This window comes from Cohaesibacter celericrescens (assembly GCF_002866925.1).
Classification (GTDB): Bacteria; Pseudomonadota; Alphaproteobacteria; order Rhizobiales; family Cohaesibacteraceae; genus Cohaesibacter; species Cohaesibacter celericrescens.
This window is the reverse complement of sequence record NZ_PKUQ01000031.1, coordinates 270,092-285,418: the sequence shown is the minus strand read 5'-3', so window position 1 is coordinate 285,418 and position 15,327 is coordinate 270,092. Positions and strand designations below refer to the sequence as shown.

Below are 15,327 nucleotides of genomic sequence, written 5' to 3'. Positions count from 1 at the left end.
ATAACAAATGGTGCTCCATCTAATATCGGATGGAGCACCCCCTCTGAAGCTGAGTGCTGAATAGCATGCTGAATGACGATCACTTTAGAGCATTGTCATATAGCCCGCGGTTGGTCTGCGTTACGCTCAAATGAATACCGCACACATGTGATTCGCCTCGACTATCAATGGCTGTATGGCCTGACCGCTGCTCAAAACAATCTGTTGCGTGATCCAATTGGGTCCAACACACCCGATATCCCGAGCCACCAGTCCTCAAACTGGAGCCTAATGATGCCACGTTTATTTGCCGGAATTGAAATCCCGTCCTCCATATCCACCATGCTGTCCTTACAAAAAGGCGGACTGCATGGCGCACGCTGGATCAATGAAGCCAATTATCACATTACCCTGCATTATATGGGTGACGTTGATTATGATCTGGCCAATGAGATTGCTTTTCAGATGTCGCAGATCCAATTGCCTGAGTTTGATCTCTCCCTGCACGGATTTGGCTCTTTTGGATCAAAAAATCCCCATTCAGTTTTCGCCGCAGTCAAGACATGTGAAGACCTGACACTGCTGCATCAAGACATCACCAGCCGAATGAGACGGCTTGGCCTTAAATCCGACAAACATGATTACACCCCCCATGTGACACTGGCGCGGCTGAACAAAAGCGCCGCGCCGATCGACGTTGCCAATTATCTGGCGCTGCATGGCAATTTTCGAACCCAGGATTTCACGGTGCCACGCTTTGTGCTGTATTCATCCAGAGACAGCATTGGCGGCGGCCCCTATGTCGTCGAAGAAACATTTGACTTGTTATAGAAAAACCCTGGATGCAGCAACACGGCCCTCAACAGGTTCAAAAGACCGCCGCCCTAGGCCCGACAACCATATAATTTCACCGATATTTTTGTAACAAAACATCAGTAGCACGATCGATGATTTGAAAAATATCCTCAAATCCATCCGCTCCACCATAGTAGGGATCAGGCACTTCGTTAAAACCCAATTGCGGGCCGAGGTCGCAATAATCCAGATAGAGCGCCAGATCCGCAGTGCCATCGCGTGGCTGTAAATATCTAAGATCAGCCAGATTGCTACGATCCATCGCCAAGATCAAATCAAAGGCATAAAAATCATCCAGACAAAGCTTGCGAGCACTGAGATCCGACAGATCCACCCCATGGACTCGGCCCACTTCGATAGAACGATGATCTGGTGGATGACCAACATGCCAAGCACCCGTGCCGCAGCTATCCAGCAGAAAGCGATTATCCAATCCTGCTTGCTGAACTTTATGGCGCATCACACCCTCAGCCAAAGCGGATCGGCAAATATTGCCAAGGCAAACAAACAAAATGGATGTGGGGTAAACAGGCTTCATATCAATTTTCTTATCGGAATAGGACCTAGCCAAACAGCTTGCATTCAAATTATGCAACGAAAGGCGAAGCCGCAACCCCTGTGGGCCAATCGGGGTGCGGCATTGAAACATAAGCCAAAGTGACGAGCAAACACCCCGTCAAGTCTAGAATCAAGATGGAGATACCCCACAGGGTGATTTCATCAAGCCTCGACACGACTTACCTGCGTATTGAAGTGACATTTTATCTAAATTAATGATTACCCTATAACTTCGGCAGAATACAGACCGGAGAATCAAATGCCCTACTATATTAACGATGGCAAGCTTGAAGAAAATCTACTGCCGTTTTTGATGGAGTCTGTCCATCAGGGCATCTCTGTTATCGATAAAGACCTCAATATGGTTTTCATCAATCGGGCCGCTTGCAAAATGCTCGACTTGCCCATCAGCGTCATTAAAAAAAATCCTTCTCTGCAAGCCATTTTCCGTTTCAACGCTGAGCGCGGCGATTATGGCACCGGCGACATCGAAGAACAGGTTGCCGAACGGATGGACCTGACCAGACGCTTCATTGCGCACGAAATTGAACGCGAACGACCAGATGGTAGAATCATTCGGATTCAAGGCAATCCCATCGGTGAGGCCGGTTTTGTAACCATTTACACAGACGTCACAGAACAGCGCACCTATGAAGCCAATCTGGAAGCCATCCAGTATGAGCTAGAACTCAAACTAGAGAATAGCGTCCGCGAAGTGCGCTACAATCGAGATCTATTGGTCAATGCTATCAACGCCATTGACGACGGCCTCATCGTATTTGACGAACATAACAACCTTGTGCTCGCCAATATCCGCATGCAGAAGCTGTATCCTTCCCTCAGGCGCCACTTGGCACGAAACTCACATATTTCGAAAATCGAAGGGTTTCAAGTGCCTTGTTCAACCGAAGAATATGACAATAACGGCAAGAAGCGCTTTAGCAAGGAAAGCAAACTGCATGATGATTGCTGGTATCGCATCGAGCAATCTGCAACGGTGAACGGCGGCAAAATCATCACCTATTCTGATATTTCCGCCTACAAGGAACAGACCGGTAAATTGCAAGAGCACACCAATCAATTGGTCAAACTTCTGCAAAAAGAAATCAACTTGTCCGATACCCAGCGCGAGTTTGTTTCCATGGCATCCCATGAGTTCAAAACGCCATTAGCAATCATTGATAGCAACGCCCAGCGCATTCAACGCAGAATCGACAATATGCCCAAAGAGCGCTTGGCCGAGCGGGTATCCAACATTCGCGACTCTGTCGAGCGCATGCAATATTTGATCAACCGGTTTATGGATTTCTCAAGCGACGAGATTGCCGGTATCAAAGTGGAAGCCAAAACGCAAAAATTCCGCAGCACATTGGAAAAACTCTGTCATTTGCATTTGGAAATGCAAGACCATACCGTGATGGAATGGAACCTTGATGCGCTGCCCGATCTTGCCTCTTTCGACCAGAATCTTCTGGATCAATGCCTCAGCAACATTCTGTCAAACGCTATCAAATATTCCGATCAGAACGCTCCGATCCATGTTGTCGGCAAACGGGATAAGCGTTATTTGAAAATCGAAGTGCATGATCAGGGGGTTGGTATACCCAAACCCGAATTGTCCAAAATTTTCAACAAATATTACCGCGCCTCGACATCAAGCGGCATCGCTGGCACTGGTATTGGGCTTAATTTCACGCAAATGGCCCTCAAAGAACAGGGCGGTCACATCGAAGTGGAAAGCGTGGTTGGCGAAGGATCCTGTTTCACCATTTTCCTTCCTGCTTCCATCGCGATAGATACAGCCCAAACCGAGAAAGCGTCAGAAAGCCTGACGCAACTATCCAAAAGCACTGAAAAGATAGCGTCCTGACAGGAGAAGAATCGATGGCTACCAAAATCCTGTGCGTCGAAGATGAAATATTACTCCTCGCCGATATCAGCGAAGAACTACAGGACGCAGGCTATGACGTTCTCACAGCAACCAACGGCAAAGAAGCCATTGAAATACTAAAATATGAGACCGTAGACTTGGTGCTCTGCGACATCATGATGCCCCTGATCGACGGCCCAACGACCCTTAAACTGGTGCGTGAGCGACTGCCTCAGCATGACGAAATCCCATTCATTTTCCTAACAGCCAAAGCAACCCGAGAAGACATCCTCGCTGGTAAAAAAATGGGCGTCGATGACTATCTAACCAAACCGATAGATTATGACCTGCTGTTGGCAACAGTAGAAACGCGCCTGCAACAGGTTCACCGTATTCAGGAAACCAACGAATCGCGCCTCAAGCGTATTTATAGTGCGCTAAAAGAAGAACATCACAACAAAGACCCCCTTTCCGTCGCCCTGATCGCCAAATCTCATAAATTCATCTTGCCCATTGAACGTGCATTAAACGAACTGGGCTGTCTGGTGGAATTCATCCCGGAAAACGATCTGGCAACCCGGAAGGACGTGGTGGAACGCAACGATTTATGCTTCCTTGTCTACAGCAAGATTGTCCACTATTTCATTTCAGGAATGGCAAAAACCAAAACCACCCACGGGCGCGGAAAAATGGTATTGATGTGCAACGACACCGTCGACAAATCCCTAAAAAAAGCACTCGTCGAATTGGGCATTGGCCAAACCATTGACTACCCATACCCACCAGTTGAGATTTTCAAAATAATCCTTACCGCCACACAGAATAAATAATTACAAAATCTCATTAAGTGTCGCTGAGCCGGTCACCGACGGGAAGCAATTTGGGTAAAGCCCCCGTTTATTACCCGCGCATAGCGCGATCAGAACGCTTTACCGTAAATGATAAATGGCCGTAAAATGCTGCGTAAATGATCCGGATCGATTCAGCCCCCGATTGCCCGAAAGATCCGCCATACTATTGAGGATCAGGACGAATGAAAAACCAGGTACAACTCATTACCTATGTCGATAGACTGACGGGCGGCACATTTATCGACCTAAAATCCATGCTTGATGGTCCGTTGCAGGGCTTGTTCGGCACAGTGCATACCCTCCCCTTTTTCACTCCTCATGACGGAGCAGATGCTGGCTTCGATCCCATGGATCACACGACTGTGGATCCAAGACTGGGCGACTGGAGCGACGTGAAAGCGCTGTCCCAATCCACCGATGTTATGGCGGACCTGATCGTCAATCATGTCTCCGCTGATGGGGCTCCGTTTCAGGATTTTCTTGAAAAAGGGGATTCCTCCGAATTTGCGCCGCTATTCCTCAGCTACAGCACTATATTCCCCAAAGGCGCAACGGAAGACGATTTGCTCGCCATCTACCGCCCACGTCCGGGATTGCCTTTCACCAACGTGACCTTAAAAGACGGCAGCAAACGTCTGATATGGACCACATTCACCCCAAAACAGATCGATATCGATGTCCATAGTGAAAAGGGCGCTGCTTATCTTGAATCGATCCTAATGGCGTTTGCCCGTGCCGGTATCAAAAGCATTCGGCTTGACGCAGCTGGATATGCCATCAAAAAATCTGGCACCAGCTGTTTCATGATACCAGAAACATTTGAGTTCCTTGAGAAGCTGGCAAGTAAGGCAAAAACCCTCGGCATGGATGTTTTGGTCGAGATTCATAGCTACTATCAGGACCAGATCGAGATTTCCCGCAAGGTTGATCGGGTCTATGATTTTGCTCTGCCGCCGCTCATTCTCCACGCCTTATTCACCGGTGACGCCAAACCCCTGAGTGATTGGCTGGCGATAAGTCCCCGCAACGCCATGACGGTACTCGACACTCATGACGGTATCGGCGTCATCGACGTAGGCCCACATGCGGATGGTCGCCCGGGCCTACTTGATCCGGACGCCATCGACGCACTGGTAAAAACCATACACCAACGCACCAGAGGCACGTCCCTTCAGGCCACAGGAGCCGCCGCTTCCAATCTTGATCTCTATCAGGTCAACTCAACCTATTATGATGCTCTGGGACGTCGCGAAACCGACTATCTCATTGCACGGGCGGTGCAATTCTTCGCTCCGGGTATTCCACAAGTCTATTATGTCGGCCTGTTTGGGGCTGCCAACGACATGGATCTATTGGCCAGAACCGACGTTGGGCGCGATATAAACCGCCACTATTTTAATAAAGACGAAGTCAGCCAAGCCCTACAAACACCAATGGTGCAAGCATTGATAAACCTCATTCAGTTTCGCAATAGGCATCCCGCATTTAACGGCACCTTCAAACTTGATCAGCCAACTTCGGCATCCCTGATATTGGAATGGCGCAACGGCACCCAGTGGGCACAGTTGTCTGTCGACTTTGCTGTGATGGCCGCCAAAATTCGCCACTCGACACAGGATGCTGAGCAGACATTCAAGGTTGAACCCAACTATTGCTGATGAAATTTGTAGATCCGAAACAAATAGGAGCACAGAGTGCTCATCCTCGATCGGCAAATTTTCGATAATACGCACATTTACCAATATCAACAGATTTCGGGCTTGCCAAAGCCAAAAACTTGCGCTCATTATAAGCAGCTCAAGAATTATGCAGCAAAGGCTAGGTTTTGAACATCAAAATGACTAAAATTTAGGCGGGAAATCCCCTAAGTCTATTGGCTGCATCCCTTGAAACGACATAACATGTTGAAAGTAACAGGCTTTATTTCTACTAAGCCTCTTGGTCCAGAATTTGCTGTAGAATGTATTCTTGCAGTTAGTTTAGTATCGCTTCGAGCTCGAGAGGACCGTTTTTCCCAACAAAAGCAGGCTCGCCCAATAACAGAAAAGCAAAAAGCACTTCAAAAGACCGTAGAGCAGCAGCGGAAAAAGCAGTTAACACGAGTGACTGAAGCACCAATGGGAAGGTGTATCGCGTGAGTAATTACCACCCACACGCTTTTTACTGCGAAATGTCCAGTCAAATGGCAGATCGCAGCGCGCAACTGGTCGACATATGGAACCGATTCGAATCTGCCGATTTTGAAGATTTGAAAATGCGGTCCAAAGACGCGGACCTAGAGCTCTTTGACCTCGGCGTCACCTTTACCGTTTATAGCGACAAGGATGTGATCGACCGGGTTCTGCCGTTTGACATCATACCGCGCGTCATCACCGCACCAGAATGGAAAACACTGGACCAAGGTGTGGTTCAGAGGGTCGCTGCGATCAATGCCTTTTTGCATGATATTTATCATGATCAGCACATTATCAAAGACGGCATCATTCCCGCAGAGCTGGTTTTGGGCAACAGCAATTATCGAAAGGAAATGATCGGTTTTGAGCCCGCTTGTGGGGTTTATAGTCATATCGCTGGCACCGACATCATCCGCGATAACGAAGGCAATTATCTCGTGTTGGAAGACAATGTCAGATCTCCATCCGGTGTGTCTTATGTGGTTGAAAACCGTCTCTTGATGGAGCGGTCTTTCCCCGATTTGCTGGCCAATCTCAAACTGCGAAAAGTGTCCAATTACGGGCAAAACCTATTCACCAAATTGGTCGAAACCGCCCCAGTCAACTGCGCCGACAAAGATCAGCCGCAAGTGGTCGTTATGTCGCCAGGAATGTTCAACTCGGCCTATTTCGAGCATATTTTTCTTGCCAGAGAAATGGGCGTACCCGTTGTCGAAGGCAGCGATCTATTTTGTGATAATGACACGGTCTACATGAAAACCATCGGCGGACCACGCCGAGTTGATGTCATTTACCGTCGCATCGACGATGAATTTCTGGACCCCGAAGCTTTTAACCCCGAATCAATGCTCGGTGTGAAAGGCTTGGTCAAATCCATGCGTGCTGGCAATGTGACAATTGCCAACGCCATCGGCACCGGTGTTGCAGACGACAAAGCAGTTTATGCCTATATGCCACGCATCATCAAATATTATCTGGATGAGGAACCAATTCTGGCCAATGTCGAGACCCACATTTGTCGCGAAGCCGATGCCCTTCAATATACACTCGATAATATGGCCGATCTGGTTGTCAAACCGGTTGGTGAATCGGGTGGCTATGGCATTACCGTAGGCCCCAAGGCATCAAAAGCCGAGCTGGAAGAAGCGCGCGCCTCTTTGATTGCGAACCCGTCCAATTTCATCTCTCAACCTATGATTTCGCTTTCTGTTTGTCCCACTTTGGGTGAAACAGATCTGGTTCCCCGCCATGTTGATTTGCGACCATATGCAATCACCGGCAAGGACACATGGGTACTGCCCGGTGGCTTGACACGCGTGGCACTCAGAGAAGGATCGATCATTGTCAATTCTTCCCAGGGGGGGGGCACCAAGGATACTTGGGTGCTGGCAGAGGACACAAAATCCAGCAAGCAAGGAGAGAAATCATGACGATGCTGCTCAGCCGTTACGCAGAGGCTCTCTTCTGGTTCGCCCGTTATGTCGAACGCTCCGCAAGCCTTGCCCGTATACTCAATGTTCAAGCCAGTTTTTGGCAAGACCAATCCAATGAAGAGAATTGGGCAGCGATCCTGTCTCTTTATGTCGATGAAAAGCGTTTTGACGAGAATTATGGCACAATGACAGCGCAAAATGTTGCGCGCTATTACATCACGGATCGTGAGAATCCGGGGTCAATCCTGTCTTGCCTGTGGGCCGCGCGCGAAAATGCCCGTCTACTGAGGCCTCTCATTTCGGTTTCCATGTGGTCCTATGTCAACGTCTCATACAATGACCTGAAAAACCTGGGTGATAGAGATATCGATGCAAAGCGACTGTCTCGCACTTGCGAGACCATAGCTCGTCGCTGTGACGCGATTATGGGCGTCACCGAAGGCACCTATTTTCGCGATGCAGGTTGGCGTTTTTATCAGTTGGGCCTCTGGATCGAACGCGCAGACCAAACCAGCCGCCTGCTTGATGTGAAAGTGGCACAGGTTGCTGCACAACATAAATTCCAACCTTCAGAAACCACTGCAGACCCGGAATTCTGGAAACTGCTGTTGCATTCTTTTGAGGCATATCACGCCTTCCAGCGCACAGAATCTGGCCATCTGGACCCTAAAAAAGTAGCGAATTTCCTGATGTTTAACAAGAGCTTCCCGCGCTCATTGACCCATTGCATCGGCGAAATAAAAAATATGCTCAACGACCTCGACGATGAGTTTGACCTAAACCATGTCGAGCAAAGTTATAAAGAAGTTGAAATGCTTATGAATGAACTGAACGGAGCGTCAAAAGACCCCGATTTACAGCAAAAATTCCACGGGTTTAACGACAAGGTTCAAAACCACCTCATCGCCGTCACCAGCAGCCTTGGGAGCTCTTTCTTTGGCCACGGCGAACAGTCTGTTCAATCTGAACAAGAGCAAGTCCAACGTCAGGCTTAACCCGCACGCGATGCACCGATCCATCGCAGTGCGATATGCCTCCAATTGAAATTTACGGGCACAGCTTCAAGGCCCAAAAACCAAAGGCGCAGTCACAATGTCCATCCATGCAGGCCTGACCCACAAGACCAAATACACCTACGACCGACCAACGCGCATGGGCCCGCAAATGATCCGGCTTCGCCCCGCACCGCACACGCGCAACCAGATCCAGTCCTATTCGTTAAAGATCGAACCGGCGGACCATTGGATCAACTGGCAGCAAGACGCCTTTGGCAATTTCATGGCGCGCATCATCTTCCCTGAAAAAGTGGACTATTTCTCGGTGACTGTCGATCTGGTCACTGAAATGAGCATCATCAATCCCTTTGATTTTTTCATTGAGGAAGACGCTGAATATTATCCCTTCAAATATGAAGACGGTGAAAAGAAGGATCTCACGCCTTATCTTGAACAGGGCGAGACGACACCTTTGCTCGCCAAGCTGGTCGAAGACGTCAAACCGATCTATGAAGACAAAGAAATCAAAACGATTGATGTGCTGGTGCAGATCAATCACATGATCGAGCAGAAAATCGACTATCTGATCCGCATGGAACCGGGCGTACAGAAACCTGAAGAGACACTGGAAAAAGGATCTGGTTCTTGTCGCGACAGTGCCTGGTTGATGGTCCATGTCCTGCGCCGGTTGGGACTGGCGGCCCGATTCACGTCAGGCTATCTGATCCAGCTCGAACCGGACGTCAAGCCATTGGATGGCCCGGAAGGCACCGACCACGACTTTACCGATCTGCACGCTTGGACAGAAGTTTATATCCCCGGCGCTGGCTGGATTGGGCTTGACCCAACCTCCGGCTTGCTAACCGGCGAAAGCCACATCCCGTTGGCAGCAACGCCCAATCCGATGTCGGCGGCCCCCATCTCGGGTGGCCATGAAAAGGCCGAGGTCGAATTTGAATTCGAAATGAACGTCCAGCGTATTTTCGAACGCCCTCGTGTCACCAAGCCCTATACAGATGAGCAATGGAAAGCCATCAACAAGATGGGTGGAAAGGTTGACAAACGCTTGGAGGCAGGTGATGTGCGCCTGACGATGGGCGGCGAGCCAACCTTTATTTCGATCGATGATCTGGAAGGTGAAGAGTGGAACACTGCAGCAGTCGGCCCGACCAAGCGTGTCTTTGCTGAAAATCTCATTCGCCGATTGCAAGATCGTTTTGCACCAGGTGGCCTGCTGCATTTTGGTCAAGGCAAATGGTATCCCGGCGAACAACTGCCCCGCTGGGCCTTTGCGCTTTATTGGCGTGCAGATGACGAGCCCTTGTGGGAAGATTCCAGCCTGATTGATTCCGAAAAACCCAAAAAGGCCGCAGACCACAAAGTCGCGCAGCGCTTTATCTATAAATTATCCGAGAATCTGAAGATCGATCCGCAATGCGTATTGCCTGCCTATGAAGATCCGGGCCATTTCGCACTGGTAGAACAAAAACTGCCGGTCAATGTCGATACCAAAGACAACAAGATCGATGACCCCGCCGAGCGAGCCCGCATCGTCAAGGTGTTTGATCAGGGCCTATCCACTCCAGCGGGCTTTGTTCTTCCCGTTCAGGCGTGGAATTCCGAAGTCTATGGCCGGTCATGGATGTCTGAAGTCTGGAAATTGCGCCGTGAGCGGCTTTATATCTTGCCCGGAGATTCTCCCGTTGGCTTCCGTCTGCCACTGGGTTCGTTGCCTTTTGTTTCCGAAGTGCAATATCCCCATGTCATCCCACTGGACCCGCATGCAGCCCATGCTGCTCTGCCTGCCCGTGAGGCCTTGATAAGAGATCGCCGTAAACCTTTCACACCGCTGACCAAACTGAAAAAAACAGATCCAGCCTCGTTGCTCGAAACTGAAAATGAAGCGCAGTGGCACGATACCGAGCATTCCACATTCATCCCGATGAATGAGGTCTCCGGCCATGTACGCACCGCGATCACCGTTGAACCGCGTGATGGGCATCTGTGTATTTTCATGCCACCGCTCAACAATGCCGAAGATTATGCAGCAATGGTCGCTGCCATTGAATCTGCCGCAAAAGAAGTGGAGCAACCGGTCCACATCGAAGGCTATGAACCACCGTTCGATCCGCGCCTCAATGTGATCAAGGTTACACCCGACCCAGGGGTTATCGAGGTCAACATCCAGCCGGCGTCCAATTGGAAAGAAGCCAGCAAAATTACCCAGATCCTCTATGAGGAAGCCCATAAGCTGCGTCTGGGAACTGAAAAATTCATGCTCGACGGCCGGCACACAGGCACAGGCGGCGGCAACCATATTGTCATGGGCGGAATCACCCCTTCCGACAGCCCCTTCTTGCGTCGTCCCGATCTGGTAGCCAGCCTGATCACCTATTGGCAAAACCACCCGAGTCTGTCCTATCTTTTCTCTGGCACCTTCATTGGCCCAACCTCGCAAGCCCCGCGCGTCGATGAGGGACGCCACGAAAATCTCTATGAACTGGAAATTGCCCTCAAACAGGTGCCTCTGCCCGGCGAAGGGTTCATTCCCTCTTGGCAGGTTGATCGCCTGTTCCGCAACTTGCTGATTGATGTTTCGGGCAACACTCACCGCGCCGAAATTTGTATCGACAAGCTGTTTTCACCAGACGGGCCTACTGGTCGTCTTGGTTTGGTTGAGTTTCGGTCTTTTGAAATGCCGCCCCATGCGCGCATGTCGCTGGCTCAACAATTGCTGCTGCGTGCGATCGTCGTTCGGTTGTGGGAGCAACCCTATCGCAACAAATTGATTCGCTGGGGCACCCAGTTGCATGACAAGTTCATGTTGCCCCACCATGTCCGCGAAGATTTCAACGACGTGCTAAAAGATCTTTCCAACCATGGACTGAAGATTGATCAGGACTGGTTCGCACCGCACTTCGAGTTCCGCTTCCCTCGTCACGGCGAAGTCACCTATGATGGAGTGCAAATCGAACTGCGTCAGGCTCTGGAGCCATGGAATGTTTTAGGCGAAGAAGGTGCTGTCGGTGGTACCGCCCGCTATGTAGACAGCTCCCTTGAACGGGTACAAGTCAAGGTTACGGGCCTCAATCCCGACCGACATGTCTTGTCTGTCAATGAAGTGGCCATTCCTCTGCACCGCACGGGTCGACAAGACGAAGCTGTTGCCGGCGTTCGCTATCGCGCTTGGCAACCACCTTCCTGTCTGCATCCAATGATCGGAGTCCACACACCGCTTACTTTCGATTTGTTGGACACATGGAATATGCGGTCCTTGGGTGGCTGTCGCTATCATGTGGCCCATCCGGGTGGTTTGGGCTATGAAATCTTCCCGATCAATGCCTATGAAGCTGAAAGCCGTCGCTTGTCACGCTTTGAAACCATTGGTCACACGCCGGGCTATGTGGATCCTATCCGTTTGGGTGAAAATCCTGAATTCCCGCACACGCTCGACCTACGTTTGGCATCTGTGCGATAAAATCGAGGCTCCTGTTCGAATGCAATGCCGAACAGGAGCCTTTGCCCACTTCAAGCCCCCTCCACATTGGGCCAAACCGCAACAAATCAGAGGTAATTGCCCCAATAAGGGCGCACATTCCCAAAAAAGAGTTCCCCAAATTGCCTCACCGAGGCTTTGTCTCCAAGTGGTTAAAACAAGTAATTTGGAACAAAATTCTCAATAATTTCAGCCACTTTCAAATATAGGTAAAAGTTCTAAAGCCCTGTCTTTGTATTTTCATTAAACCAATGCTAGAAGCTGTAGCTTGGAGTCTGGAACCGGACACGCATCCGATTGGTGCCAATAAAGAATTGGAACCATTATGGGAGTGATGCGATATACTCAGACTTAAAGCGTATCCCAGAACAATACCGAGAGACCAACCATGGGGTTTCTGGCAAGGATACATGAGTAAAAACTCGGCGCATGCCCTACGATGAAAAGATCGTAGGGCATGCTCTAGAATGGCAAACCTGCGGAGACAGAATGCAATTGGACCAGGCAAAGATGGCAGGTGAGTCGAAATCATCCAGCGACGGGACGGCGCTTGGCGAACGCGTCAAACCATCAAGTCCATCCATGCTTTATCAGGCGCTGCCGGGTATCCATGATGAAATGATGGATGTTTCAGGCGCTGTTTTGCCCCATTGGCAACAGTGGTTTCATGCCTTCTCGACATGGACAGAAGATGAGCGCGCCTCCCATTTTGAAAAGCTCAATCAGGTGGTTCGTGAAACCGGTATTGCCTTTGATTTATTTGCCGATCCTTATGAAGCCAAACAGCCTTGGTCCATCGATCTTGCCCCATTGATTATCGCACCGGATGAGTGGCAATGGCTTCAGACAGCGCTGTCCCAGCGCGCCCGATTGTTCAATGCCATTAACGCCGATCTGTATGGTCCGCGCAAACTGATTCAGGAGGGCTATCTTCCTGCCGAGCTGGTTTTTAGCGACCCCAGCTACTTACGTGCCATGCATGGCCACAAAGGCATGTTTAATGGTCTTCAGTTCTTTGCTGCTGATTTGGCCAAAGGGGCAGACGGCACATGGCGCGTGTTGGACAATCACGCCGAAACGCCTGCCGGTGTAGGATTTGCCGTGGCCAACCGGATCAGTTTGACCCATTGCGAAGGCAATCTATTCCGTCAAAGCAATGCCAAACGCCTTGCTCCCTATTTCCAGCAATTGCAGAACACGCTCATCGATAGATCAGGGCTGGAGGATCCGCATATTGCCATCCTCTCACCCGGGCCCGAGCATCCTGACTATTTCTCCCATGCCTATCTTGCCCGCTATCTAGGCTATTTGCTGGTGGAAGGTGGTGATTTGGTTTGTCAAAACAATCAAGTTCATCTGAAAACCTTGGCGGGCCTGAAACCAATTGATCTAATCGTCCGGTCCATCGAAGGCGCCAAAGCCGACCCATTGGAGCTGAACCCTGACGGGTTTGACGGAGCCACATCCATGGTGCGCGCAGTGCGCAGCATGGGCGTCAAGATGATCAATGAATTGGGAACAGCAATCGTCGAAAACCGTGCAATTGCACCCTATTTGCCGCCTATTAGCCAATATCTATTGGGTGAAGATCTGATGCTACGCGAAGCCCCTCGTTGGTGGCTGGGTGACCCTGCATCTGTTTTGCACGTTATGAAAAACCTGGATCAGATGCTGATTACAGATGCACACGAAGGTTCAGGAAGACCAGGTGAGGTGCGCCCCGCAATCGATGGGGCCACATTGACCGAACAGGACAAGACCGCTCTGGTCCAGAAAATGTCCCTCATGGGTAAGACAATGGTTGCCGAGCAAAAGCTCGACTTTGCTACAACGCCCAGCTGGACAGGGCAAAGTCTCGAACCGCGCCCCTTTGCTGTCCGATTCTTTACGTCCCGCAAATCCCAAAACTACGAAGTCATGCCCGGTGGTCTGTCGATGTCGGTTGGAGGAACTCAAGCAATTGGCCTGTTTGCACCAGAAGGCCTGACCCGCGATGTTTGGATCGCCTCAGATACCAAACTGGCTCCCTTTGAAAGCGTTTGGCCAACGCTTGATAAAGCGGGTGCATACTCTCGTGCCGGACGCTCCTTGCAAAGTCGCATCGCTGATAATCTATTCTGGTTGGGCCGCAACGTCGAACGCATTGAATGGCAATTCCGCCTCTGCCGTCAGGCCCTCAGTCGCCTTGACGAAGACAGTGGCCCCGAGGAAGACCAAAGAACGGTCATTTCGGCTCTGAACAGCCTGATCCTGCGAGCCCCCAAAGCCCCGGTTTTTGATGCCGGATTTGGTGGCATGAATGAAATCGAACGGCTGGTGCGGACCATTCTTTATGGTAAAAATCGCACCCACGGCTTTCAGGAAAGTGTCTACCATATGCATCGCTTATCCGGTCTGACACGCGATCGCATGTCCTCGGAAGCATGGCGTATCCTCAACGACTTCTTTACCGACCGGCGTTGGCACAAAGAACCCGGGTTTGTGCATTCAGGACAAGTGATAGACCTGTTGGACAAAGGTTTGATGAGCCTCGCGGCCTTCTCTGGCATGGCGATGGAAAACATGACCCGCAATTATGGCTGGCGTTTTCTGGACATCGGCCGTCGGGTTGAACGAGCCGAAAATCTGGCTGGGCTATTCAGCCGTCTGGTCTTTGCTCCGGGCATGGCAACCGACTCCACACGCAGAATGATGTTTATACTCGAGGTCGCAGACAGCTTCATCACCTATCGCTCACGCTACCGGATCATGCCGTCGTTGCCCGCAGTTATTGATCTTCTTTTGCTCGATGAGGCCAATCCCCGCTCCATCGCTTTCCAGATTGCAGCCCTGTCCGATCATATCAATTCCTTGCCGATGGAGCCAGAAATGGGCCTCCGCAGTGAGGAAAACCGCCTTATCCTTGCACTTTTATCAGAAATCCAATTGGCTGAAGGGCATTTGCTGTCTCACATCCCACAAATGGACGAGAGCAAAGACATAGAGCAAGTGATTACCGAAAAAAGCCAGCTTGAAAATCTGCTCGACAATCAAATGTCAAAACTGCCACAACTGACCGAAATTTTGACCCGACGCTACTTCACTCACACCGAAGATAAACCCCATCGTATCTAACG

Annotated in this window: 10 protein-coding genes; 9 read left to right on the top strand and 1 reads right to left on the bottom strand. The window is 50.2% G+C overall.

The window, feature by feature from the left end; translation table 11 throughout:
• The first annotated feature begins 72 nt into the window (after positions 1-72).
• Positions 73-810 carry an RNA 2',3'-cyclic phosphodiesterase gene (gene thpR, locus C0081_RS15660; protein ID WP_245417968.1) on the top strand — a complete coding sequence of 246 codons (738 nt, stop codon included), beginning with the start codon at positions 73-75 and terminating at the stop codon, positions 808-810.
• Between the two features lie 76 nt (positions 811-886).
• Here thpR and C0081_RS15655 read toward each other — a convergent pair whose 3' ends face one another.
• Positions 887-1,372 carry a low molecular weight protein-tyrosine-phosphatase gene (locus C0081_RS15655; protein ID WP_101534931.1) on the bottom strand — a complete coding sequence of 162 codons (486 nt, stop codon included), beginning with the start codon at positions 1,370-1,372 and terminating at the stop codon, positions 887-889.
• Positions 1,373-1,651: 279 nt separating this feature from the next.
• Between C0081_RS15655 and C0081_RS15650 the strand changes: the two genes are divergently transcribed.
• The 8 genes from C0081_RS15650 (at position 1,652) to C0081_RS15615 (ending at position 15,325) form a co-directional block, all read left to right on the top strand.
• On the top strand, positions 1,652-3,262 hold the full coding sequence (locus tag C0081_RS15650) for a sensor histidine kinase (RefSeq protein ID WP_101534760.1): 1,611 nt from the start codon (positions 1,652-1,654) through the stop codon (positions 3,260-3,262).
• A gap of 14 nt (positions 3,263-3,276) precedes the next feature.
• A complete protein-coding gene (locus C0081_RS15645) occupies positions 3,277-4,092 on the top strand; it encodes a response regulator (RefSeq protein ID WP_101534759.1) in 816 nt (271 codons plus the stop codon).
• Between the two features lie 203 nt (positions 4,093-4,295).
• Positions 4,296-5,771, top strand: a complete 1,476-nt coding sequence (gene gtfA / locus C0081_RS15640) for a sucrose phosphorylase (protein ID WP_101534758.1) — start codon at positions 4,296-4,298, stop codon at positions 5,769-5,771.
• A 243-nt stretch (positions 5,772-6,014) separates the two neighbouring features.
• Complete coding sequence (locus C0081_RS15635; protein WP_101534757.1) at positions 6,015-6,251, top strand: hypothetical protein; 237 nt, start codon at positions 6,015-6,017, stop codon at positions 6,249-6,251.
• A gap of 44 nt (positions 6,252-6,295) precedes the next feature.
• Entirely contained in the window at positions 6,296-7,717 is a 1,422-nt protein-coding gene (locus tag C0081_RS15630; RefSeq protein WP_245417967.1) for a circularly permuted type 2 ATP-grasp protein, read from the top strand.
• Positions 7,714-8,715 carry an alpha-E domain-containing protein gene (locus tag C0081_RS15625; protein ID WP_180966923.1) on the top strand — a complete coding sequence of 334 codons (1,002 nt, stop codon included), beginning with the start codon at positions 7,714-7,716 and terminating at the stop codon, positions 8,713-8,715. Before C0081_RS15630 ends, C0081_RS15625 begins: the two co-directional genes overlap by 4 nt.
• A gap of 97 nt (positions 8,716-8,812) precedes the next feature.
• Entirely contained in the window at positions 8,813-12,193 is a 3,381-nt protein-coding gene (locus C0081_RS15620) for a transglutaminase family protein (RefSeq protein ID WP_101534754.1), read from the top strand.
• A gap of 507 nt (positions 12,194-12,700) precedes the next feature.
• The gene (locus C0081_RS15615; RefSeq protein WP_210200524.1) at positions 12,701-15,325 is read left to right on the top strand and encodes a circularly permuted type 2 ATP-grasp protein; all 2,625 of its coding nucleotides are present in this window, start codon (positions 12,701-12,703) and stop codon (positions 15,323-15,325) included.
• Positions 15,326-15,327 lie beyond the last annotated feature (2 nt).

Excerpts from the sequence above, each read along its gene's own strand:
- C0081_RS15630 (WP_245417967.1), top strand. The coding sequence starts at position 6,296 with ATGGCAGATCGCAGCGCGCAACTGGTCGACATATGGAACCGATTCGAA.
- C0081_RS15655 (WP_101534931.1), bottom strand. The coding sequence starts at position 1,372 with ATGAAGCCTGTTTACCCCACATCCATTTTGTTTGTTTGCCTTGGCAAT.
- thpR (WP_245417968.1), top strand. The coding sequence starts at position 73 with ATGACGATCACTTTAGAGCATTGTCATATAGCCCGCGGTTGGTCTGCG.
- C0081_RS15650 (WP_101534760.1), top strand. The coding sequence starts at position 1,652 with ATGCCCTACTATATTAACGATGGCAAGCTTGAAGAAAATCTACTGCCG.
- C0081_RS15625 (WP_180966923.1), top strand. The coding sequence starts at position 7,714 with ATGACGATGCTGCTCAGCCGTTACGCAGAGGCTCTCTTCTGGTTCGCC.
- C0081_RS15620 (WP_101534754.1), top strand. The coding sequence starts at position 8,813 with ATGTCCATCCATGCAGGCCTGACCCACAAGACCAAATACACCTACGAC.
- C0081_RS15635 (WP_101534757.1), top strand. The coding sequence starts at position 6,015 with ATGTTGAAAGTAACAGGCTTTATTTCTACTAAGCCTCTTGGTCCAGAA.
- gtfA (WP_101534758.1), top strand. The coding sequence starts at position 4,296 with ATGAAAAACCAGGTACAACTCATTACCTATGTCGATAGACTGACGGGC.
- C0081_RS15615 (WP_210200524.1), top strand. The coding sequence starts at position 12,701 with ATGCAATTGGACCAGGCAAAGATGGCAGGTGAGTCGAAATCATCCAGC.
- C0081_RS15645 (WP_101534759.1), top strand. The coding sequence starts at position 3,277 with ATGGCTACCAAAATCCTGTGCGTCGAAGATGAAATATTACTCCTCGCC.